Raw genomic sequence first — 24,853 nt, forward strand, 5'->3', positions numbered from 1 at the left:
ACTCTTGCTATCCTTTTATTTATTGCACTCATTAATTCGTTGCTCGTACCGATTTGGATCAATTAACCAGTTCATCCACACAGGCAAAACGATGAGCATTAGCAATGTTGAAGTGATCAAACCACCAATCACGGCCCAAGCTAAGGGTGGCCAAAGCGGGCTTTGGGACGATGTCAGTGGTAACATGCCAACTATGGTGGTTACTGTAGTGAGTAAAATCGCTCTCAAACGCGTTTTCAGCGCATATTGAATCGCGGTTTCTTTCAGCTTGCCCTTCTTGATTTCTTCAACGGCGCTGTCTATCAATAAAATAGCGGTATTAACAACTATTCCTGTCAAAGCCAACACTCCCAGTAATGACATAAAGCCAAAAGGGACGCCGACTACAGCTAACATTGCAGGAGCGCCTAGTGCGCCTAAAGGTAGACTAAGCATCACCAATACTGTCAGGCGATACGAATTGAATTGCAATATCAAAGCGATAAATAACAGAATTAAACCTGATGGCAATGCAAGTAACAGCGCACCGTTGGCCTCTTGCGATTCCTCAAACTCTCCGCCTAACTTTAGTATAACGTTGTTTTCGCTGGCAATCTTGTCAAGTTCTGGCAATAATGACAACAATATTGCTTCTTCGTCATGGTCTGCTTTTACATCCGCTAAAATCCTAATTTCTGTTCTACCGTTTCGTCTTGTTTCTACTCCTTTCATCCCCACCAGTTCACTTTGAGCAACAAACGACAGCGGGATGAACTCATCATTCCCATTGATAACCTCTAATGATAAAAGCTGCTCCATGTCTTGTGATGACTCTGTATCCTGCACAAGTAGCGCCATAGGTTCAGCTTTATATTGCAGCGTACTTGCATGAAGCCCCTTTCCTTGCCAAGAGACATAATCACTGAGCTGTTTTTTATTCACGTTTGCCATTTTCAAAGCTTGCTCATTTATGTTTAGTCTCAGTTGCGGTACTCCATAACTGTATGCGCGTCTGACATTTTGTGTTTGACCCTGTGAATTTAATACAGTAAACATTTTCTCCGCGGCACTGTACATGTTGCTAAGGTCGTTGCCGATGACTCTGAGCTCAATTGGGCTTTCAATCGGTGGACCTTGGCCAAGCTCCCTTGCAGTTACCAAGATGTTTGGATATTTATTGCCAAGCTGGCTGTTCATTTGAGCTACGAGAGCGGACATATCTGTGTGTTCTTCGGTTTCAAATACTACTCTTGCAACATTACTTTCTCCCGGTTGTTGAACTAAATTGTAATAAAAACGGGGTCCAGAAGAACCACTAAAAGAAAAAGTGCGTGTCACACCAACGAATGCAGCTAAGGTATCGGCTACCTCTTTTGTGACTGTAGAAGTCTGCGCTATGTCGCTACCATAAGGTAACTGAATATCAACATATGCCTGGTTGCGACTGGTTTTTGGAAAAAACTCGCCACTCTGTTTCGGGATGAAAAGTGTCGCAACGCAAGCAATTAAAAAGAGTGAAGTAACAGTTTTTGGTCTTGAAAGTGTGAATTCTGTGAGTTGTTGACCCCATTTACTCAATTTAGTTTCGTCAGGAGAGTTCATAGAGTTATGCGTAAACGACAACTTGGCCAAGACGGGAACCAAGGTTAACGCAATAAGATAACTAAAACTAATACACAGAATCACTAAAACAGGAATGGAAGCAATAAAGTCAGCAACACTGCCTGTCGCTAACAACATAGGCAGAAAGGCCGCAATAGTTGTAATTGTCGCCGTAGCCAGAGGTTTGTACAGCCCCTTTACAGCGTTTTTACAAGCGGAGAATTTGGTTTGTCCTTGCTCGACCAATTGTAAAATCTTTTCTGCCATGACAATGCTGTTGTCTACCATTAATCCCAGTGACAGTACTAATCCCGCGATGGTCATTTGATGGAAGACCCCTTCACCTGCTGTGAACACGCCAAGAGCACTGAGCGCAATTGCCGGGATTGACAGCACGACAACGATTGCTGTTCGTATAGACATCATTAGCATTAAAATTATAGCAACTCCCAAGCAACCAGTTGCAAGAGACATCAATAACCCTGACTTGCGTTGTTCAGTCCATTTTGGCTGAAACAAAATTATTTCAGCAGGCGAAGACACATGTTGCTTGTTAAATTGTGCCACAGTATCCAAAATTTTATCACCAACGTCTGTAACTCTTACAGAATTAGCTGGTAATGAAATCGAAAGCCCTACTACCCGCTCACCATTAATTAAAAATTGCTCTTCAGCCGCTGGATTTGTCCTGTAATACACATCTGCGATGCTTGATAGAGGTGTTGAGCTTTGGTCATCAAGTGCTATCTGAATGTCTTTTATTTTGTCTATGCTATCTATTTTTCCAATCGGGCTGATGTGTGTGGATAACCCATTTGATCGCAATGTCGTTGCGCTACCGTCTGGATTAGCGAATAACTCCGCGATTTCAGAAGGTGAGATACCAGTATCCCTAAGGGTACTAAGTTTGTAATCGATCACCACTTGCTCTTGTGGATCTCCAACGAGATTAACAGACCTGATTTCAGAAATTTGTTCTAGTTCAGTCCGCAACTTAAGCGCAAGCGCCCTTTTTTCGTTTAACGTAAAAGGATGAGTGATGGCGATTACAATGCCTTGTGTATCTTGCGCACGATCTTCGATGTGGGCGCTTATAGGCGTTATATCTCCTTGCAATGCCGATATGTCATTTTTGATACGATGCCAAACAGTATCGGTATTATAAACTTGTTCGTTAAGCTCGATGTCTACCGTAGCAGACCCGTTTTTTATTCTTGCTTGAAAGGTACTTACTTCGTCAATTTTGCTCAGCACGCGCTCAATGGGTATAACCGCCTTATCCTTGATTTGGTCAATTGTCATGCCATTTGCATTAAGAGCTATAAAGCCATTTCTATAGGGGAATTGAGGGTCTTCTTGTTCACTTGCACTAAACCAACCAGCGATGCCTACAAATACTAGTATGCAGGTGAGCCCTAAAATTAGCCTTGGATTTTGATACCAAGGCTCCTTAATATCAAAAGAACTACTCATATTCTCTCTCTTTGGCGGTCATAAGGTTCAAATCAATAGTTGGCTCAGGTGCTGTGCTGAAAGGGATGTTATTGAGTTTGCGTGGAGCACTCACTAGTAGCTTATCTTGGCGCGATGCCAAAAGATCGACAGCGTACTGCTGATAAGTGTTATCTAGTAAATAACCTTGCCCCTCATTGGTAAATCTGACAGCCGCTGAATCTATGGCATAGACAGGCTTTTGGGTTAGTGGCATTCTAAGTTGTGCTGTTAACCCAAGCAGCTCAGACTGGCCTTTTTCAAGCTCTATGGTGACAGAAAACAAAGATGGGCCAGCCACTTGAGGCAGTGCTTTTTCGCTAACGGTTCCCTGATACTTTCGCTTTAAAGAGCGAACAAATATTTCAACACGATTACCAACCTGCAACTTGACCGCATCTTGCTCGGGTACAGAAAATACTACTTTTTCTCCACCAGCTTGCTCTAATCTTAATATCGGCTCACTAGCTGCGACAAAAAGTCCTTTTCTTGCGTATAGCTTGGCGACTAACCCATCTTCTGGTGCGTAGATAGAAATGTCTTGTAAATCATTCTTGGCTTGAATTAGCTGTGCTTGAGCTTGTTGTACATTTTCTTTTGCAATGCGAGCATCTCTTTGGGCTTTCTCTAGCATGGCGATGGGCGTAAGATTCTGAACGTATAAATTAGCGACACGTTTGCTCTCTGTCTCAGCTTCTACTGACGCTGCGATTGCAGCGTTCAGTTTGGCGCTAGCCTGTGACACAATAGCGTCTAAAGAAGGTGAATATAAGTTAGCAAGTAACTGTCCCTTTTTTACTGTCTGCCCTTCTTTAACGTACATACTTGCAACACGGCCATTGTTGAAACTTGCCATATCATAGCCATTGATACTCTGAATCTTGCCGTAAAAAACCTTGCTTGGTGCAGGCACTGTTTTGGCGTATGTCACTGGTCGGGGTTTATCCACTGCATGTTTTTGCGGGGATATATCAGTTTTATCCTCACAGCCAAGAACAAGTCCCGTCATAAGCACAAAGAAGAATGTTTTGCCTAGGCTCAGGTGGTATTTGTTAGAAGACATAAACATACCCCAATAGAATTTGGAAGGTCCCCGACTTGTCTACAAGCGGTGAATCTTTGATTGTGCTGTCAAATGAGGTGTAGCTTGCATCTGCTTTAATCATGTGGTTTTTGCCAAAGAACCAGTCGCTTTGAACACCAATTTCAAAGTTCGTCGCGCTGTCAACTTGATAAAATGAACGGTCTGCTGTTGCCTCGGAAGCCTTTACGCCATAATAATAATTAGCCAGATCTTCACTAGAGAAACTAGCAGCGATATACGGGACGATACGGCCTTTCTCTACTCTTAGCGGGATACCATATGAAAGAGTTGCTTCGTAACCGTCGTGAGTGTTTGATACATCTTGGGTATACTTGATCCCAAACTCACCAAAATCGGTATCTATTTCGGCCTCGAGGCCAAAATCAAAGCTCATATCCCGATCTTCCATTCCTTGAAAAACATCACTGTCATCCTGTTCATAGCCATCGAGTCGAAGCATACCAGTAGCGGCAAATTCAAAGCGCTCAGTTTTGAAAAAGGTGTAAGAAGCATAAGGGCCCAAAAGTCTAAAATCACCATATTCAATAGCTATTGCGGGCACAAATTGGGTTTCACTGCCTACATCTTTGTAACCTTCGTCTTGTGTGATTAACGCGCCACCGAGCCCAAATTTCAACTCGTCTTGTTCAGGTTCCGCGGCCACAGTGCAAAATGTTAGAATTGAAGCCAGCGCGATGATTGATTGTCTCATTTGTTTTCCTTAATACTTTCTCGTAATTTTGTTGGTTGATTTTGTGTATGGGCTAGATATTAAGGGGACAAACTTTCTCGAAACTTACAAGGTTGTAATTTTTCATAGGCACTAAGAAATCGTGCTCTTTGGCATTGAAAAGTAAAAAAGTATTGAAGGTAGAGTCGCTCTGAAGAAATAGTCTGTTTCGTTTTATTGTTAAAGTGCGTCAGACGCGTATTTACTGGCATTTATTTAAGATGACATTGTGATAGTATTGCACTGATTCTGAAGGCACTTAATATCATGTAAAGCGAAGCCGTATTGTTGATGTGTAAATAAAGGCATGCACAAGGCGGTTAACTTTGAAAAATAGTGCGCAAGAGCATCTTTTTTATAAGATTTACACTAAAACTCTTCGTTAGGAACTTTATCGTTGGTTCGATTTATCTTTGTCATTTTTACCCTTTTAGTTGCGTTTAACTCTTTTTCCAAAGACATTTATTCAGCTAGTTCCGTGATTGAAATTTCAGCAAGCCCAGTCCAAAAAGCTGATTGGGATAATGTGGCTGAACTTACTTTGCCAACTGGTCAACCTATTTTAACGCACACTGAGCAAGTAGATTTGGATATGGTACAGCCAATCGAAAAATCGCCGGTTACGCGCTTTAATATGAACGAGATTGCTGTGTCGATTAAGAAAGTGCCAGGTGCTTCTTTTGAAATAAATAACACAGTTAAGCAATTTAACCATTGGAGTCGTGTTAAAGCAGCCCAATACGAATTAAATACACTGTCTGATATCAGACACTTTTCTCCTCGCCAAGGCCTGCCAACGGGTTCTGTATACGAAACAGTTCAAGGGAAAGATGGTCATCTTTGGTTAGCCACCAATGGAGAGGGTCTTTGCCAATATATTGCTAATCACTTTAGGTGTTTTAATGATAGCCATGGACTCAGTAACAACCGTGTTTGGGACATTGAGAAAATGCCATCAGGTGAACTCATCTTGGCGACTGATAAAGGCATTAATATTTATGATGGTGCATATTTTAAATCTTTGACTGTTTCTAAAGAGGAGTTCAAAGAAAAAGTGAGTGATGTCGCGATTGTTTCAGATACAGTGTATTTCACTACTGGCAGTCAGCTGTATCAATATCATCAAAATGTGCTTTACAAAATAATGGTGCCAGATGGCTTTGGTATTATTAATCAGTTGGAAGCCGATCAAAACACTCTCTTGTTAGCCACGAGTTCCGGATTATATCGACTTTATGAGGGAGCTCTATCCCAGTTAGTTTTTGACAAAAATTGCCAGGGCCATGTGTCTTTTGCTACGAGTTCAAAACAAAAAATTGCATTCTCTATTGTTGGTTCTGGAGTGTGCATTATCGATAAAGTACAGCAATTGTCTTACTTACAGTCTGGTGTAGACTCGTTAAACGTGACGGCGTTACTGCTAGATGAATCTCGAAATACATTGTGGATTGGGGATGACAGCAAAGGTGTATTTAAGGTTAGAAATGAGCACGTGTATGCATTCAACAAACAGAATGGTTTGAGTGACCAACATATCAGGGGACTAATGCAAGATGCACAAGGGCACGTATGGGTCTCTACCTATGGCGCGGGTATAAATCGGATTAAAGACAGTGGCTTTCGATTGCTCACAAAGCGCAGTGGTTTGCATCGCGAGCGTGTCAGTGCCATGGCAAATATCAATGATAAGTTATGGCTTGGCCAATACGGCACGGGGATACAAGTACTCGATAAAGGCCAATGGATGGGTATATCGCACAGCTTGTACAATCAATATATTCATACTATTGCACAAGATGCAGAAGGTCGTGTTTGGGTAGGCAGCCGACAAGGCGTAATAGTTTTAGGAAGTCATGATACGCTGCACATTTGGCATCAAATGGGTTTAGAGGCCAATATTATTCATCAAATCGTCACAGCCCCTGATGGCTGTATGTATATTGCGTCAGAAAAAGGGCTTTATCGTGCGTGTGAGAACACATTGCAGTTTTTGAACTTGGAACAGCAAGAATACGTGATTGATGTTTACATAGACCAAACCAATAAGGTTTGGTTTGTTACAAATGGCGGCGGCACCTATTTTGTAGATAGAGGTGTCGTTTACCGCTTTACAGAACGTGACGGTTTACCCAGTGATTGGGCATATAGCCTTGAGCAAGGCAGTGATGGAACAATGTTTATTGGGACGCGTAAAGGGGTATTTGCATTAAAATGGCAGGCGGGATCTTGGATTGGGCGCCACATTCGCGTAGATGATGGCCTGAGCAGTCATATTGTTTTAGGACTTAAGATCCATCAAGGTGAGCTTTGGGTTGGTACAGAACGTGGTAATAATAGAATTCGATTGACTGATTTATTCATTTCAGAGCAACCGCTACAGGTTGATTCATTCGTTTATGAAAATGGATATTTGGCTGTGGATGCGACGTTAAATACAGCTGAGTTTATAAACAATACATTTTACTGGGGTTCAGGTAGTGGCGTAACCTACTTTGACCCAACAGCAATAGATTTAACAGCAAATTTAGCGACCAGTATTCTTGAAGTTTCTTCTTTGAGTAGAGCGGGCACACACCTACATGCACCCATAGAGAACGCATCAGAGGAAGTGGTCGAATTCTCACCTGAAACTTTACAGATTACTTTTAGAGTAAGCCATAAAGACTGGGCAAATCCAGAGCGAGTACTTTATCAGACTCGTTTACTTGGCAGCAGCGAGCTTTGGAGCGAGCCCTCCGAATCGAGTGAGATAGCATACAATCATTTGGGAGCTGGCGAATACGAGTTTCAAGTTAGAGCTATGTCATCGCGTAAATTTGGCGATCATGTAAGCTATCAGTTCACCATCCTCACACCTTGGTGGCAAACATGGTGGGCATATACACTGGCGGCATGTTCGTTGCTACTAGTGATGTATCAAACCATAAAATGGCGATTCAGCTTTTTGGCAAAACAGCAAAGGATAAAAGATCGTGCCGAGTTCTCTGAGGCCTTACTAGAGCGTAAAAAACAGTTACTTGCTGAAGTATCTCATGAAATTCGCACGCCTTTGAGTGTGCTAAAAATGTCGGTGGAGGGCCTTGAATATAATTTGCTGGAAGATACGGAGAAAACATACCAATTGCTGCACAGGCGAATAGCAGACATCAATATGCTCGTTGCAGATATCGACCAGCTTGCCCGCACTGAACTAGAAGAGCGTGCGCTTTGTCCTGAACATGTTGCTGTGAAGCCTTGGTTAACTTCATGGAGTCAAGACGCTAAAGGACGAATTTTGCAAAGGGATGGCTACGAATTTGATGTAGATATTAAGATAAACGACGCATTGATAATAAATGCGGATGTTGATCGTCTGACACAGGTATTAACGAATTTACTGTCAAACAGCATAAGATACACAGCCAAACCCGCTCAAATAGTCTTTACGGCATCATTGCTTGACGGTGCACTTGTTCTCTCACTTTCTGATAGTTCGCCTGGAGTTCATGATAGTGAGTTGAAAACGATTTTTGAGCGAATGTACCAAAGTGAGAAAAACAAAGAGCTTTACAAAGGTGGAACTGGTCTCGGCTTGGCAATATGCCAAGATTTAGTAGAACGCCACGGTGGATGTATTTTTGCCGAGCACAGTGTTCTTGGTGGGGTCAAAGTGACTATTGTCTTGCCTGCACTGCCTTAGCCCACCCGATGTTTTAAGCCTCTTAAACTGCATAAGAGTTTTAGCGCTCAAACATGGGTTTGATCATTCGCGTTAAAGCTCAGGCTACTCCTGAGCTTTAAATGCTAATATGTCTCCTGGCTGACATTCAAGGTAGTTGCAAATGGCAGCAAGTGTTTCAAACCTAACTCCTTTCACTTTACCGCGTTTAAGTAAAGACAAGTTTGCTTCTGTGATGCCTATCGCTTTGGCCAATTCTTTTGATGATACCTTACGCATGGCCATCACAACATCTAGGTTAACAATAATATCCATGCTTAAATAAACTCTTTGTTTTCGTCTTCGATTTCTTTTGCGGCTTTGAGTAAGTGGGCAACTATGGCAAGTAAAATCAGTGTGGTCAGGTATCCAAACTCGATTTTTACAATGAGTTCAGTTGACTCATAAAGTTCGGAGTGCCACATTCCCATTGCAAAATTCAATATGCCCGCATACAGGATCGCGCTAATTTTAGTCCAGACAAACCCTATATAACAGCGGAAAGAAGTATGACTAAAGAAGTCTCCCCGTTGAAACTCTAAAAGCAGTTTATTCATCCAATAAATACTTAAAAGAACCAGCAGCAGCGTAGGTGCTGAAGCAATAAAGAGTATTAATTGACTGGCTTCGCCACCATTCCATAAACCTATAAATGGGATGCTATCAATGTAGCTTACCTGACCATTAACCAGTAGTTGAAAGCCCATAAAACCAAGTATTACTGCGGAGATACTAAGCATTGCTAATCTTGCTGTTTTGCTGAGTTTTTGAACTTTATATGCGTATGGTGACATGCACATTTACTCCTTAAATTGTATGGAGGAATACTAACACATAAATTAATTGCTGTAAAAAAACATAAAATTATCGTTTTACAATAATAAATATTCATGCAATGATGTTTTTAAGTTGATTACGGAGTATCTCACTATGACAAAGAATTATTCACTGATTAAAAAGTCAATCATCAGCATGGCAGTATGCACTGGATTGTTACTAACAGGATGCGGCACAACCACTGACTCTACGCCTACAACTACGGTTCAGGCGCCAGTAAATGCGCTTGTTCCTGTCGAAGCTATTTTTGATAAAAGTGAGATTAATGGCGTGTCCATTTCAAAGGATAACCAATGGATCGCATTTATGAGGGTACATGAAGGTGCACAAAATTTATTCTTGGTGCCACACGACGGTTCGTTGGAAGACGCATTGCCTGTTACTAATTACAAAGATGGTATTGACGGATTTCGTTGGTCCGCAAATAAAAATGAGGTTTTTATTTTTAGAGACCACGAAGGAAATGAAAATAATCAAATTTTCAGCTTGAACTTTACAAGTGATTTGAGATCACCAATCTCTGTTTCAAGGTTAACTGCGCATGACGATGTAAGCTATGGGCTTGAGTCCCAACTTAGCGCAGATCCAAATGTACTGGTCATTGAAGCAAACCACGATGATAGAGGCCGAATAGACTTGTTTCACTTGGATATCAACACCAAAAAGATGACTAATGTGTTTGAAAACAAGCTAGGATTCAATGCTCAGTTTATCAATGATGACGGTAAAGCTATTCTTGGTTCTAACATGAATCGAGATAATTCAAGTACTTTACATAAACTGGTTGACGGCAAGTGGGTCAAAGTCATGACTACAGAGCCAGGGGAATCTTTTGAGTTTTATAGTTTTGATAAAGAGGCTAACACGGCCTATATGAGTGCTGATATTCAAGGAAGGGATAAACAAGAATTACTACTCATTAATTTGAAAACGGACAAAATAAGCACTGCACATAAGGACCCGTTAGACCAATCTGATTTGCACCACATTGTTTTTGGCGAAGACAATAAGCCCTTGATTGTGTCTTATTATGGCGGTCGACTAAGAAACTATCCTCTGAATGACCATGCGAAACAAACATTGGCGGACATACGCAGTAACTTCAATGGTGATGCTGATGTATTAGTGGATAAGATTGACCATGAAAAAAATCAATGGCATATCTCTGTGTCATCTCCGGATAGGCCGAAACGAAAATTTGTATATGCAGCTAATAACAAGACGCTAATTGATTTACTTAACCAGATGCCGAAGGTAGACCCCAGTCTTTTAGGCGAGCGAAGAAGTATTACTTATACCGCGACGGACGGTCAGGAAATCCAAGCGTATTTAACGCTGCCACGAACATCCCAAGTGGACTTACCATTAATCGTTTTACCTCACGGAGGCCCATGGCATAGAGATCATTGGGGTTATAGCAGCGACTATTTTGTGCCTTTTGCGCATTTCTTCGCAAATCGAGGATACGCTGTATTACAGCCTAACTTTCGCGGGTCATTAGGCTTTGGTAAGAGTTTTACCATGCAAGGCGAGCGTAATTGGGGGACTGGTGTAATGCAGCAAGACTTAACAGATGGTGTGAAGTATTTAATTGAACAAGGCATTGCAGACCCAGAAAGAGTTGGGATTATGGGTGCTTCTTATGGTGGATATGCTGCCTTAGCTGGCACGACATTTACACCTGACCTTTACCAAGCTGCTATTTCTTATGTTGGCCCTTCTAGTTTGATTACATTAGTAGAGTCTTGGCCGGAAGTGTACCGTCCATACTTAGGTACTTGGTTTAAAGCTGTAGGAGATCCGTTAATTGAGTCGGATCGCAAAGATATGGCATCGCGCTCTCCTATTAATTTTGTGGATAGAATCAAAACACCATTGATGCTAATTCAAGGAGCAAATGACCCAAGGGTTACGCAAATTGAATCGGATAATATTGCCCGAGAGCTACACAAAACAGGGCGAGATGTAGAATATATTCTTGCTAAAGACGAAGGGCATGGTTTTAAAAAGCATGACAATAAAGTGGCTACGGTTATCGCGATGGAAACATTCTTTGCAAAGCATTTGGGTGGAAACAAGTCTCAAAGCGTAGATAAGAAAATCAAAGCACATTTGACTTCGCTCAAGGTAGACACTAGTAAGCTCTAATTTTTAAAAAAGCCAATTAAGTAATCAGGTCAGAGTCGCTCTGACCTGTTTTAGTTTTAAATCATACAAAATTGTATCTCAGCTTTACGGTCTAATCAGTTACACTGTAAAAAACAATAACTCAAGATGTTATGAAAGTACTGATTGTTGAAGACGATCTAGATACGGCAGAGTTCATTAAGCGTGGCCTAGAACAACATGGTGAAGTTGTCCATCACGTAGCCACTGCGCAGCAGGGTATGTTGCTAGTATCGTCAAATGAATTTGATGTCGTCATATTTGATAGATTGCTGCCAAACATGGATGGCATAGATGCTGTTCGTATACTGCGCAGCAGCAATGTTACGACCCCAATTATAATGTTAACAGCACTGAGTGAAACCTCAGACCGCGTATCAGGTTTGGACGCGGGGGCTGATGACTATTTAGTAAAGCCTTTCGATTTTTCGGAGCTTTATGCGCGCTTAAAAGCACTAACACGCAGAACGCCTTTAAAACAAGAGGCCCTTTGCCTTTGTGTGGGAGATCTTACATTAGAACGCACAGCTAGAAGGGTTACCAGAGCTGGTTTAACACTCGAACTGAACCAAAAAGAGTATCAGATTTTAGAGTACCTCATGCTTAACCCAGGACAACTTGTGACAAAAACCATGTTGCTTGAGAAAGTTTGGGGTTTTAACTTTGATCCAAAAACGAGTCTCGTTCAGACACATGTTAGCCGTTTACGAAACAAAGTTGATAAGCCCTTTTCCATTGAACTCATTAAAACCATTCGTGGATGTGGATATATTATTTCTGACCATGACTAAATATTTAAAATCCTATGACATTAAATACGCCTTAATAGAGACATGCTTATTGCTTGCGTTATGTAGCACCCTATTCGCCTTAGGCGGTTTTTTTGCGGTTCATTCCATCAACCAATCTCAAATGGAAGAGCTAACAGATTTTTCCACAGAGCTTAAAGAGCAATATCAGGAGCACGGATTAGATTGGATACTTGACGATTTAGAACTGGACGAGCGTCCAATTTGGGGCCGAGCAGAAAGTCTAGAGCGTTTAGATGAACATGATAATCTATTTAAAGTTGTTCAATCTAACAATCTATTGTTGGGTAGTGAGTTAGAGTTTGATGCCGACAATGTCGCTAAATGGCAGTTACTAAGCTTCGATAGCGAACGGCAATTCGAGTTACTCACCATCCGTATTGAACTAGATGCAGAAGTTACTGTGATTATATTGCAGCCTAAAAGCTATGAAAGTGCATTTGTAACTGGGGTTGTTTGGCAGCTGTATGTTTATTTTTCATTTATATTTTCAGGGTGCATTTTGGGTATTGTGCTTAGTCGAAGGTACAGGAAACAAAAATGGATTGCATCGACTAAAAAAGTGCTTTCAGAAATCGCCAAATCACCTGATTCAACTCGCTTGCCTATATCTCGTAAGTGCCCAATCAATAACGATATTGTAAACAGTATCAATACTATGTTGGATGATATTACAGAGCTTCATGGCACTATGAAAACCATGTCTGTTGGAATTGCCCATGACCTGAAAACTCCCCTTTCACGAGTTGCTAATCGATTGCAAAGTATGCGGCATGATATTAGCGAACCAAGTTTAATCGAAACGCACCTTAACCATGCGAGTAACGATTTAAACTCGGTAATTTCAACGTTTAATAATTTGGTGCGCCTCAACAGTATTGAATCTGGGCAGCATAAGGATAAGTTCGTAAAACTCAATTTATCTGAATTGATAGACGATTTAGCACTGAGTTATGAACCAGTGTTCGAAGATTCAGGCCGTAAACTTGAGCTATCAACTGTCAGCGATGTTTATTGTGTCGGCGAAGCAGATTTACTGTCTCAATTGATATGTAATTTACTAGAAAATGCGCTTGAATATAGCGACGTGGGTGCGCACGTATGGGTGAGATTACAAAGCCATACAGAGTCAGCGCTTTTGCAAATTGGTGATGATGGACCTGGAATATCTCCAGCGGCTCAACCACACGTTTTTGAGAGGTTTTATCGTGCCGATATTAGTCGAGCAAAACCGGGCAACGGTTTAGGGCTAAGTATTGTTAAAGCAATCTGCCAAGTACACGGTGCGACATTGACACTGCTACCAAACCAAAAGGGCGCAGTTTTTAACATTGAGGTGCCCATTTCAGGGCAATAATTGCGAACCTTACAATTTTGTATGCTTATTGTATGGTAAGTGTAAAACACAAAATGGGTATTTGGCTCTACACTTATTGTAATGAAAACAAAAAGCATGGGGCCAGGACATGACAATAAAATGTACGATTCAGCACTATGCCTTTGCTTTATTAATCAGCTTATTAGTAGGCTGTGGAGGTGGAGGCGATAGTGAACAAACCAACAATAGTAATATCACCAATAATAACTCAAATCAAAACTCGAATTCAGGTCAAGATAATTCCAACAATGGCAACAGCCAAACTGACACCGACAACTCTGATCAGGGTGATGCAGGCCAAGGCGATACAGACCAAGACAACGATAGCCCTGACAATGGCACACAAGAAGACGATACATTTGCTTCAATGCAAAATGTGTCTAAGTTTATTCAACAGGCAACCTTTGGCGCGACTCCGGAGCAAATAAGAACTTTACAAGGCACTAGTGCGTCGCAGTGGTTTAAGTCGCAATTAGAGGTTCCCGCAAGCCTTGTATTACCAGCGGTTGTTGCAGCAGCACCCGATGATCCTGACGACGAATTTAACCTATTTCATATCGAACAAACTTCCCTCGCGTTTTGGCGAAATAGTATTGCAGGCCAAGACCAACTTAGGCAAAGAATGGCTTTTGCTTTGTCAGAATTATTGGTGGTCTCAAATGCAGGCGGTGAGGTGTTAACAGATATCCCCGAAGCCGTAGCGGCGTATCAAGATTTATTGATCCAAAATGCATTTGGAAATTATCGCAGTGTATTAGAGTTAGTGACCTACTCCCCTGCTATGGGTCACTATCTCACTTATATGGGTAATGAAAAAGGTAATGAGCAAACAGGTCGAATGCCTGATGAAAATTATGCTCGCGAGCTGTTGCAATTGTTCACTTTGGGTGTTGTCGCACTGAATAAAGACGGCACTGCGGCATTAAACAGCGAGGGTTTATCGGTTGAGCTTTACGACAACACGGATATAACCGGGTTGGCTCGCGTATTCACAGGTTTGAACCTAAATGAAGATGACCCTGAGGAATTAATCAATACACGATTTACAAAGCCTATGCAGATCTTTCCAGAGTCACATTCTGAGAAAGAAAAGACGTTCTTGGGCTTAACCATTGCTTCTGGGACAGATGCTCAGAGTTCAATTACACAAGCCATAGACCACATATTTAATCATGATAACTTAGCGCCATTTGTTAGCAAGCAATTAATACAGCGACTGGTCACCTCAAACCCAAGCCCTGACTATGTCTCTCGAGTGGTGGCAGCATTTGAATCTGGGAAGTTTGTCTTACCTGATGGGTCTTCTGTAGGACTTGATAAGCGAGGTGACTTAACCGCGACATTAGCTGCAATTCTGTTTGACTCAGAAGCTAGACAAGTAGCTTCAAATACAGGCGGCAAAATCAGAGAGCCAATATTGCGTTTTACTCATTGGGCTCGCGCGTTCAATGTACAAAATATCGAGCCTAAGTATATTCCTCAATTATGGGAAACCGGCGCAACCGCGGATTTAGGCCAGCACCCATATCGCTCTCCTAGTGTATTTAACTACTTTCGCCCTGGATATAAAGCGCCAGGAAGTAAAAGTGCAGAAATGGGTCTTGTGGCACCTGAACTACAGATCACGAACGCTAGTTCCATTCCTGGTTACATAAATTTCATGACTTACTTTGTGATGGGGCAGCAACAGGAAGCAGATCTTGATGAATTAAAAGAGGAGTTTGATGAGATTGGTGTAAATTTCGATTTAGAAAAAGCACTGCAGAGCTTTAAGCCGGATTATGGGCCACTCTTACAAATTGCTCAGGTTCCGGCTGAACTTGTTAGCTATCTAGATCTACTTTTGTGCGCAAACCAAATGAGTACGCAAACCAAAGATAATATGGTAGCTGCTTTATCAAAAGTGCCTAATGATGATGACGATGGTTATCTACCAAGAGTTCATCTCGCCATTTTAATGGTGATGTCTTCACCTGATTACATAATTCAAAAATAGGGATTGGCACCATGAATAGACGTAAATTCTTGAAAACTGCAAGCGCAAGCGTAGTAGCATCTTCAATATTGAATATGGGACAGGCATTGGCAAATACTCAAGTCGCAGGCGATGAATATCGCGCTCTGGTTTGTGTGTTTTTGTATGGCGGTATGGATAATCACGACACAATAATTCCATATGATACTGATAGCTATAATAAGTGGGCGCAAATTAGGCAGCCGCTATTAAGCCAATATACGACCAAACGAGATTTGGCAGGTTTGGTGCCAATTAACACACCGACAAGGTTTTCTGGTAGGCAATTTGCGCTGCCTCCCGAAATGGCGGGGATAGCAAATTTGTATCAGTCCGGTAAGCTTTCAATCATTGGAAATGTGGGCCCATTGTTAGAGCCTGTCACGGCGAGCTCGATAAAGGCTGAAACTGCTAAGCTTCCTTCTCGGTTATTTTCTCATAACGACCAGCAAAGTACTTGGATGTCTGGTAAAGCTGAAGGGGCCCAATATGGGTGGGCCGGACGATTAAATGACGCACTAATTAGTTCTGGTGTTCAAGAAGCAAATACCTTTTCTGCGGTGACAACTTCCAGTGCAGGGTTATTGGTTACTGGGACTAATACAACACCTTACCATGTTACTGATGGCAAGGCGGCAACCATTGATTTACTGAATCAATTTGCTGGTAATGAAGAAGTTCAAGCGCATTTCAGCGCCCTTGGCCACCAAACAAGTAATGTGTTGGAACAAGACTTAAGTACTAAGATAAATCAGTCTTTTGAAGCCAATGAAATGTACAATACAGCAATTTCAGGCCAAACACTGAACATCCCAACTTTTCCAACTACCCTTCTTGGCCGTCAATTAGAGTCAGTAACTAGATCGATAGCGATTAGAGAGCAACTCCAAACTAAAAGGCAAATTTTCGTCGTTGCGATGGGTGGATTTGATACACACTCGGAACAAGTTAGAAGTCTGCCTAAACTCCAAGCTGCACTCGATGGTGCCTTGACCGCATTTAATAATGCAATGGAAAGCATGGGGTTAAGTAATAATGTCACGTTGTTTACTGCATCGGATTTCGGCCGGACACTGGCCATAAACGGCGATGGCACAGATCACGGTTGGGGCGCTCACCACTTTGTAATGGGTGGAGCAATTAACGGAGGCACTATTTTTGGTGATATCCCTCAAGCAGAGTTTAATCATGAACTGGATGCCGGCAGTGGTAGGTTAATTCCAACAATGGCCGTAGACCAATATGCTGCATCATTGGGTAACTGGTTGGGTTTAGATGACACGACATTGAGCAGTGTGTTTCCAAATTTAAGTAAATTTGGGCCAGCTCCTAATCTTTTTACTTAACTAATTAGTTAACTGCGCCTTTAGGCGCAGTTGCTACTCTGTTCAAAACGCAATTCTATCAAATGCTTTCCGTTCATTGAGATGTTATTCATTCAGTTTTATTGCAACTACAGGTTGAATCGGTACACTGTGAGCTGTAAAAATAAAAGCAGTTTGGCGAGTTGTGATTAAGCTGGAGCAGAGATGGGGCAATCTATTTTTAAAAACCTGAAACGTTTTGAAGACTATCAATTGATCTTATTGGGCTGGGTGGTAGTACTGGCAGCTGTGTGTCTGAATTGTACAGCGCATAGTTTGTTTATCGCTAAAGAAAGAGTTGATGTACTGTCTTCTATCGGCTGGTCTTTAAAGGAATTCGGCGTTTGGCTGGTAATGACACCAGCGCTTTGCTTTGCGCTTAACGCTACTCAGTATCGCGACCGCCCTATTTTGCACTATTTAATTATTGGGCTTTATGCCGTAGGGATAGCCCTACTCATTAACACTTCTGTTGACGTGTTTATCGAAGCGATGCATTGGCAAGAAAGCCTGTTTTTTAACTGGCATAAACATGTGATTGCCTTTGTTGCGATTGTTGTAGTCTGGAAAATGATGCAGCAAATAGACCGAGAGCCAAAATCGCCGAAAAGACATTTAAAGACGGAGGCATCCAACCATCGTAACCTACTTGCGCCGCAACAGGTAGATATAACCCTTGATGATGATACAGCTAAAGAGTTAGCCATCTCCGAAGTTACTACTCTTAAGTTTAGTAATCCGAACCTAGAGATACAGCAAAGTGACATTACTTTTGTTCAAGCCAGTGGTAACTATCTCGAGATTAGCACACCCACGGCAACGCATTTGGTTCGCATTACTCTCAAAGAGTTAGAAGTTATGCTCGATGACACACAATTTTTTAGATGCCACCGCTCATTTGTAGTGAATTTAAATAAGGTCAGCACCGTAAAAAACCATCGCTCCGGGCATGGCGACGTCATCTTATGTAGTGGGCAAGTCGTTCCAGTGAGTAAAAGTAAACGTGCAAAGTTGAGAGAATTTATTGAACTTGCATAGAAGTCATACCGCTTTTTTGTATATAAAACAGGCTAATAAGGTTTGATGTTTTTAGTGGGTCATGTGTCAAAAAGCACGAATATCTCTAAACTAAGTAAAGAAAAAGCGCTTTAGAAGTACTTTGAAAGTATTCTTTCCAACGCGTTTTTAATCTTCAATAAAAATATATCTATATAAATCAGTTACTAAGTTTTGGGACGAATGGAGGAGTTGGTTAATACACCCCAAAATTAATCCATTTATCACCAAGCTCTTTGCTTCATAAACCTCTATCTATAAATTTGTTTGAAAGGGTTTAGATAGGAGCAAATTATGACAAATAAAACATTTACGCTAGCAACTCGCACTTTACATTGGCTAGTCGGTATTACCATGCTGAGTTTAATTGTGGTTGGCATTTACATGGCAAACTTTGAAGTGTGGGCGCTTTATGATATTCACAAAAGCCTTGGCGTGTTGGCCTTGTTACTCATACTACCAAGGGTTATGTATCGGCTCATACAAGGTTTCCCCACACCGAACAATTCGCACAAAACATGGGAGCAGAAACTGTCACACCTGATGCATTGGGCACTACTTATTGGCACAGCTTTGATGCCGATTAGCGGTATGTTGTATTCAGGGTTTGGGGGCTATGGAGTCGATATATTTGGTTTTTCACTCGTGAGTGAAAATTTAGTAGGAGACGGAATAGAGCCTTACAATGAATCTGTTTTTATGATCTCAAAGACCGCACATTGGATAATTGGTTACTGTTTGAGCGCAGCAATAGTATTTCATGTAGCGGGAGCGCTTAAGCATCACTTTATAGACAAAGATGACACATTAAACAGAATGACTGGAAAAGTGTAATACGCTTTGACTAATACGTAAAAAAGAGCCCAGAATGCATTTGTTTTGAGCTCTTTTTTGTAAGTTTTGCATTTTTAGCGCTACATTTGTAGCTCCTTTGGTTTAACAGGAGCAATACATTGATTGAGGTAACCCATAGCGGAAGCTTCTCGTTAATACTGGTTTTATTGGTTATTTGTTTACTCTTTTTATTTGGCCGTGCTCAACGAGCAAAGTTGGATAAAATTCGCAAACGCAATAAACAGCGCGATAATAAAGACGAGTGACATAATTAGCCACTTTTAGTGCGCCTCTAACGCAGTTGCGCCTGAGCTACCGTATATTTCGGGTGTGTACATTAGCTCAACTTTTGCTGAAGGAGATATATAAACACCGCTGAACCTTGCCTCTGCTAAATACTCAAACAGAGTATGACCTTGCTCAAGTTTGTATCTATGCCAAACGACCTTTTGCATTGCCTCAGTCATGGGTTGACTTGATAAAGCCCGCTCTCCTATCCAATGTGTGTACTGTTTGTTGCGATGTATAGGGTTGACCGCGACGAGTGCGTTGGGTAAACGGTCTGTGACAATGACATGCTCTCGTTCGATAGGACTAAATACGACAAGCTTCACCTTCACCAACTGCCCTACTTTAATCTCATTTAATTCTGTCGTTACCCACTCATTTTCCTGTAGAGTTTGATAGCTTTTAGTGATACCGATACCGCCAAAACTAGCGGTATCAGCTTCAAATGAGCGACTTGCAGTCATTCGAAGATAGTAGTCACCTCTGATATTTGTATTAATTTTATACTCGGTCACAAAATCATTTAGAACTTTTGGAGTCAGCTCAGCAAAACTTGGGGTTGTACCCGTTCTATTTTTAAGCGCCCGAGTGCATAAAGCGTCATTTAATGTGTTGCCAAAATGCCCGGTGGCAAGCTGTTTGGCAACGACCAGTTTTGCGATGTCATCTCTAAGAGGCTGTTTTTCTGTCAACATGATTGCTAAGCATTGTGAATCGGTTGGGCCAATTGAAGCGAAGCTATTATCTTGAAACTTTGAGTCTAAAATCCTTAGGAGCGCGTTTTCGATACTGTCTTGATCCTCTCCAGCAGCCTTTAATGCAAGCAATTGAAGCAAGTTGCTTTTTGTATCGATAATTCCTTGTGACCTAATATATTTAACGTTTTCTAAACTAATGTCTCCTCGCTCGGCTAGGGCCCATAATAGCCAACCTTTCGAATGCATTGAGAGGGTAGATGCAACATTAGGAGTGTAGTTTGGCGCACTCAAAAGTTCCTGCTTTAAACGCTCCACTAGGGTTTGATCTACTTTAAATTGATATTGGGAACCCTCAAGCCAGTAATGCGACAGCAAGGTGTATGCGGTTAGAAAAGCGTCTGTTTTTGTATTTGAAAAGTAACTGTAGCCATAAGAGCTGCTGTTTTGTGAACTGCCACTGCGTAGCAGTGTTTTAACTGTATTATTGTCGATTTTAGAGACTGGATTGTCATTTAAACTAACAGCTCTAGATAGCGTCTGCTCCCAGCATTGATGCGGGTATTTGTTTTGATAATTCAATAACCCATGCCAGTCAGGAGATAGCTTGTTTGCTGGTATCACATGGCTTTTAGTAACCCGTTCGTTGTTGGGTATAACAACCGTTTGAGTTGAGCTAGCATCGACTTTAACAGAGCGCTCAAAAGAGTAATTACTGTCTATAACTTCGAATATCGCAGTTTGGTTATAGCTGCTGTCAGTTGAGCTCTCAATATATATTTGGTGCTTTCCTAAAGGCAGTTCCGAGAGAGCGATATTGAATGAATTTCGTTCATTGGGCTGTAAGTCTAATTGATATACTTGAGTTGTTTCACTACCAATTTTGATGTCTATTTTATCTTTAGTTATTCGATCAGTTCTATTTGTGGCTACGAGTCTTGCGTAAGCACGATCCTTGTCGAAAATCTTCGGTGGCACATATAGAGAGTATTCAATTGCCGACGAAGTATTAATTACTCCCTCATACCTTGCATGGTTGTTTTCACTTGCTGCCAGTGCAAACAATCTCCAGCGTCCTATTAACTGAGGAAGTTGTACATTTAAAGACTTGGCGGTGGCTTCTCTCACACTTACTGTATCTAACCAAACTGACTGGTCCATAACAGTTCGAGAACCATTGGGTGGAGGTGCTGCCGGCGCGTATGCAGAGCGATATCGAGTTTGATAAGTATTATTATGAGAATAAAAATAATTAAAAAGCTCTGGGGACTTTAAAGCGTCTTGATTTACTGACCATTTTGTAAGGTTGTAAAAGTGATTAAATGGCAGTTTATATGAATAGCTGTCATAGAGTTCATCAAAACTGACGTCGCTAGTACGTTTAAACGTCATGTCATAGAGCGCATCATTTACGAGCCAAAGTTGTACGTCAGAATCTTGGTTACTATTAAGGGTGATACTTAGATTGCTATTTGGTTTTGCATTAGTCTGATGAGCAACTGAAAGCTCTAGCTTCTTCGAATGGGTAACATCGACCTTTATACTTGCAAAAGTACCTAACATGCTGCGCTTTTTCGGCAAACTAAAATTGTTTTGGCTTGCGGGGATAAATTCAAACTGCTCCGTTAATTTTTCAAATAGCTCATTAACTTCTTCTGCGTTTAGGTTTTTAATTTCACTGCGCTGTTGGATGTTAAAAGGCATGTAAATATTGGCTGTAAAACCCGGTAAATGTTTTTCTGATATATCTAGGCTAATTATGTTCTCACCTTCGCTGAGCTTTGCTGAGGTAATCTCCTGATATTCACCGGCGTTTATAAATATTGTTGCTTTGCCCGCAAAGTCTGAATGCACGTTTAACTTGTATGTACTCCCAACGGTTGCTTGGTTTTGCCCTTTTAAGGTCAAGCTGGCTTTAGCTGGGTTTGTACTTGGTTCATTCGAATAGACATTGTGTGTTCTTGTCCATGTATATCGGCCATTTTCACTTTCTATTTCAAACGTTAGCCTTCCTTTATGAGCGAAAGGGATATCACAATTAAATGGCGTTGTGCCGGCACAGAGCGCTAGCTTTTTATCATCTTCTAATGCTAAATATACAGTCGCATCTGTGGCTATTTGTTTGCCCGCTTTCTCTAGTGCGATTATGCTAAGTACATGATTAGTTTGTTTTGTACCTATGAAATGCTCTCTAGAAAAATACGGCAGGCTCGTACGATAAAAATGACTTTCCCCTGACTCTGACGTGACAGTACTGTTTAGATCTATCTTGGTTAGTGGGAGGTTTGGAGCCAGTTCCAACTTAAATTCACCAATATCATCACTCAATTTCAAAGTGGTTTTTTGGTGTGTTCTAATTGCCCGGGTAACTTCCCTGCTATCACTGTATTTGTAGTCAAGTGGCCAGCCCTTTGGTGTTGAATACATACTGCTGTATTTGTAACTGAGCGCTCCGCTAAAGTCCTTAGCCTTAAAACCGTTATAAGTCTTTCCAGTAACTTTTATTTTTAGGAGCTCTAAATTGCCGACGCTAGCTGGGTGAGAATAGGAAAACTCAACCTCGGGTGGAATAAATTCAGATATGGTGATGTAATCACTCACTTTGATTTGAAGGTTATTATTAGAAGCTTCAATCCTATAGTAACCTTCATTTTGTAACCCTGTTGGTAGGCTATACTGGTGCACACCAAATTCTGAGACAGATTTAGCATCAAGAACAATCGGCTTAAATGTCTTGTTCCCAACTTTGTGCAGCGTTATTTTAATGTCGCCCTTTATGGTGACTAGCCCTTGCTCAGTATGTCTTTTAGCTAGCAAGCTAAAATCTATGGGGCTATTTGGTTTATAAATAGGCTGGCTAAAAACGACTTTTCCTTGAACTTTTGTTTGGTCATTTATATCAAGTTTTAACATCGCCTTTTGATTAATACTTTGTGCCCACAACCAACAGTTATCACGATTACTTTTAACAAGATCTGACCAAGTATCACGCGATAAGTGTAGCTCTCCTTTTTTACTCGTTCGACCAATAAAAGTGGGGTTTTTCATTCCCTCGCAAATTAAACTAACCTCTGACTGTATTGGTGAACTCGTCATAAAATCAATAGCTTTTACAAACAGTCTTGAGTTAGTAAATGCTTTTAACTCAAAATCTGATACGGTTGATATTACTTCTTTACTTTTTTTGTCAGAGTCAGATGTATATGGCGCCGCAGTACTTGTGCCAGATATAGCGAAAAAAACGGCGCCGCTTGTGTTGTTGAGAAGGTGTGAAACCGGCAGTTTAGTTATGTGTAGTTTATTGTCATTATGGGTCTTAACATCGAATGATGTCTGAATGTTAGATTTGTTTTTGCCGTTTAACCATTGGAGTAGTTGCCTCGTGTCTTGGACCGCAAAATATCTGATTTCTAAATCTACTGCGTTTTTATGGTAAAAAGGAATATATGCATTTTCTGACGAAGTAAATTGTGTTCCTAAGTAGTCTTGGGTCCGCCAATGACTAGACTCTTTGCCCGTACGGAAAGTTATTAACTTACCTACATTGTCAAAGTATTCGCCTTTTTCACTTGTGATATTTGATAAATTAAACTCATACGCAGTGTCTCCACGCAACGCGACGTTGTATAAATACGGTCCTGTATCGACATAAGTATTTTTAATCGTTATAGGGGATGTCTCAAAGCTACCCTCAACAATCGCAGATAAATCCAACCTGTGTTTAAGCGGATGTGTAAAGCCAAAAGCAATGCTTTCAGGTGGGCAAGTTGCATCTACACGATCAGGAATAGGCTTATAGTGTTCTTTACGCCACCCATTGTGTTCGGTTTGACAATACAGTCCCAAAAACGCTGGGGAGGTAGGTAAATTGGGCGCTTTAATTATTACGATGTCTTGTTCAGTCTCACTGTGTGAAGAGCTTGCCTTAAAGCCTTTAGGAATAATTGCTTTTATGTTTTCAGGTTTAATCGGTTTGGAAAAAGTAAAGTCGAGCGTAGTTCGGCCATTGTCCGAAATCGTATATTGGCTTGAATTTGATGCTACTTTGTTACCACTTACTGAAAATTGAATTTTCCCAATCATGGCCTGCGCAGCTCTTTGGTCAGATTCGAAAGGAGTATTGAGTACTATGGAAAGGCTTTGCTCATTAATCGTTTGTTGTTCGAAAGCAAAACGTTTGTTTATCCATTTTGACTCAAACTCATTTTCAACTTTTTTATCAATGCCCCAAAACTGCTTGGTGATTTTAATGTTTAACGGCAGGTACGACGGCGTTTCTATTAGGGTGTCACAACTAAGTTTGTTATTGCCTTGATACCGCCAATGGCAATGTCGTTTGATATTTTGAGTAAGTTGAACAGATGCTATTTGGTTTGTTGTAGGCACTTCACCATATTGAGCAATTGGTTGATTAAAAGATATAAGAACTTGACTAAGGCGCTTATTATTTTCAATAAATTGGACATTTGTGACGCGAAGTGATTCGGCATTGACTGAAAAGGCAACGAGACAAAATACAATTAGGATTAACTTGTTGAGCATCGGCAAATACGAATTTCTAATTATAATCGCAATATATCAAATTCATTGACATATTACACGGATTCAAAGAGTTATGTGCATTTGTAAAGAGTGAATGCTCAGTACGTTAGTCTGTATGCTTTTTATAAAGGAGTGCAGTTAAGACATACCCTGCGGGAGTTTGTTGCCCTTGTTGCTAAATTAACAAGTCAAGCGGTAGTAAATTGTTGAACTATTTGTTTGTGAATTCTTCTTTTCCTAAAGAATTATCTAATAGTGGGAGAAATAGTTAAGTTTCAAACAGTGTG

Annotated in this window: 14 protein-coding genes; 8 read left to right on the forward strand and 6 right to left on the reverse strand. The window is 41.0% G+C overall.

Annotated elements, in window-relative coordinates; genetic code table 11:
* Positions 1-15: 15 nt before the first annotated feature.
* Genes N475_RS14530 through N475_RS14540 form a run of 3 tightly spaced genes read right to left on the reverse strand, consistent with a single transcriptional unit; the run spans position 16 to position 4,868 of the window.
* A complete protein-coding gene (locus N475_RS14530) occupies positions 16-3,054 on the reverse strand; it encodes an efflux RND transporter permease subunit (RefSeq protein WP_063365486.1) in 3,039 nt (1,012 codons plus the stop codon).
* Complete coding sequence (locus tag N475_RS14535; RefSeq protein ID WP_063365487.1) at positions 3,047-4,135, reverse strand: efflux RND transporter periplasmic adaptor subunit; 1,089 nt, start codon at positions 4,133-4,135, stop codon at positions 3,047-3,049. Before N475_RS14535 ends, N475_RS14530 begins: the two co-directional genes overlap by 8 nt.
* The gene (locus tag N475_RS14540; RefSeq protein ID WP_063365488.1) at positions 4,125-4,868 is read right to left on the reverse strand and encodes a MipA/OmpV family protein; all 744 of its coding nucleotides are present in this window, start codon (positions 4,866-4,868) and stop codon (positions 4,125-4,127) included. Before N475_RS14540 ends, N475_RS14535 begins: the two co-directional genes overlap by 11 nt.
* Before the next feature lie 496 nt (positions 4,869-5,364).
* On the opposite strand from N475_RS14540, the gene N475_RS14545 reads away from it, so the two are divergent.
* Positions 5,365-8,565, forward strand: a complete 3,201-nt coding sequence (locus N475_RS14545; protein WP_155730919.1) for a sensor histidine kinase — start codon at positions 5,365-5,367, stop codon at positions 8,563-8,565.
* 84 nt (positions 8,566-8,649) lie between these two features.
* Here the strand turns inward: N475_RS14545 and N475_RS14550 are convergent, their stop codons facing one another.
* Positions 8,650-8,859: a helix-turn-helix domain-containing protein gene (locus tag N475_RS14550; RefSeq protein ID WP_063357574.1), complete on the reverse strand. Its 210-nt coding sequence runs from the start codon at positions 8,857-8,859 to the stop codon at positions 8,650-8,652.
* A gap of 2 nt (positions 8,860-8,861) precedes the next feature.
* A complete protein-coding gene (locus N475_RS14555) occupies positions 8,862-9,377 on the reverse strand; it encodes a DUF2975 domain-containing protein (RefSeq protein ID WP_063357575.1) in 516 nt (171 codons plus the stop codon).
* Between the two features lie 136 nt (positions 9,378-9,513).
* Between N475_RS14555 and N475_RS14560 the strand changes: the two genes are divergently transcribed.
* From N475_RS14560 to N475_RS14590, 7 genes are all read left to right on the forward strand, one after another.
* Complete coding sequence (locus tag N475_RS14560; protein ID WP_063365489.1) at positions 9,514-11,568, forward strand: S9 family peptidase; 2,055 nt, start codon at positions 9,514-9,516, stop codon at positions 11,566-11,568.
* 131 nt (positions 11,569-11,699) lie between these two features.
* Positions 11,700-12,377, forward strand: a complete 678-nt coding sequence (locus tag N475_RS14565; RefSeq protein WP_063357577.1) for a response regulator transcription factor — start codon at positions 11,700-11,702, stop codon at positions 12,375-12,377.
* The gene (locus tag N475_RS14570) at positions 12,370-13,752 is read left to right on the forward strand and encodes a sensor histidine kinase (protein WP_063365490.1); all 1,383 of its coding nucleotides are present in this window, start codon (positions 12,370-12,372) and stop codon (positions 13,750-13,752) included. The genes N475_RS14565 and N475_RS14570 overlap by 8 nt, the downstream gene beginning before the upstream one ends.
* 109 nt (positions 13,753-13,861) lie before the next feature.
* The gene (locus N475_RS14575; protein WP_063357579.1) at positions 13,862-15,769 is read left to right on the forward strand and encodes a DUF1800 domain-containing protein; all 1,908 of its coding nucleotides are present in this window, start codon (positions 13,862-13,864) and stop codon (positions 15,767-15,769) included.
* Between the two features lie 11 nt (positions 15,770-15,780).
* Positions 15,781-17,133: a DUF1501 domain-containing protein gene (locus tag N475_RS14580; protein WP_063365491.1), complete on the forward strand. Its 1,353-nt coding sequence runs from the start codon at positions 15,781-15,783 to the stop codon at positions 17,131-17,133.
* A 183-nt stretch (positions 17,134-17,316) separates the two neighbouring features.
* Entirely contained in the window at positions 17,317-18,189 is an 873-nt protein-coding gene (locus tag N475_RS14585; protein ID WP_063365492.1) for a LytR/AlgR family response regulator transcription factor, read from the forward strand.
* Positions 18,190-18,501: 312 nt separating this feature from the next.
* Positions 18,502-19,041 carry a cytochrome b gene (locus N475_RS14590; RefSeq protein WP_063357582.1) on the forward strand — a complete coding sequence of 180 codons (540 nt, stop codon included), beginning with the start codon at positions 18,502-18,504 and terminating at the stop codon, positions 19,039-19,041.
* Positions 19,042-19,322: 281 nt separating this feature from the next.
* Here the strand turns inward: N475_RS14590 and N475_RS14595 are convergent, their stop codons facing one another.
* Positions 19,323-24,566 carry an alpha-2-macroglobulin family protein gene (locus tag N475_RS14595; RefSeq protein WP_063365493.1) on the reverse strand — a complete coding sequence of 1,748 codons (5,244 nt, stop codon included), beginning with the start codon at positions 24,564-24,566 and terminating at the stop codon, positions 19,323-19,325.
* Positions 24,567-24,853 lie beyond the last annotated feature (287 nt).

This window comes from Pseudoalteromonas luteoviolacea DSM 6061, from assembly GCF_001625655.1.
In the GTDB taxonomy this organism is placed as follows: Bacteria; Pseudomonadota; Gammaproteobacteria; order Enterobacterales; family Alteromonadaceae; genus Pseudoalteromonas; species Pseudoalteromonas luteoviolacea.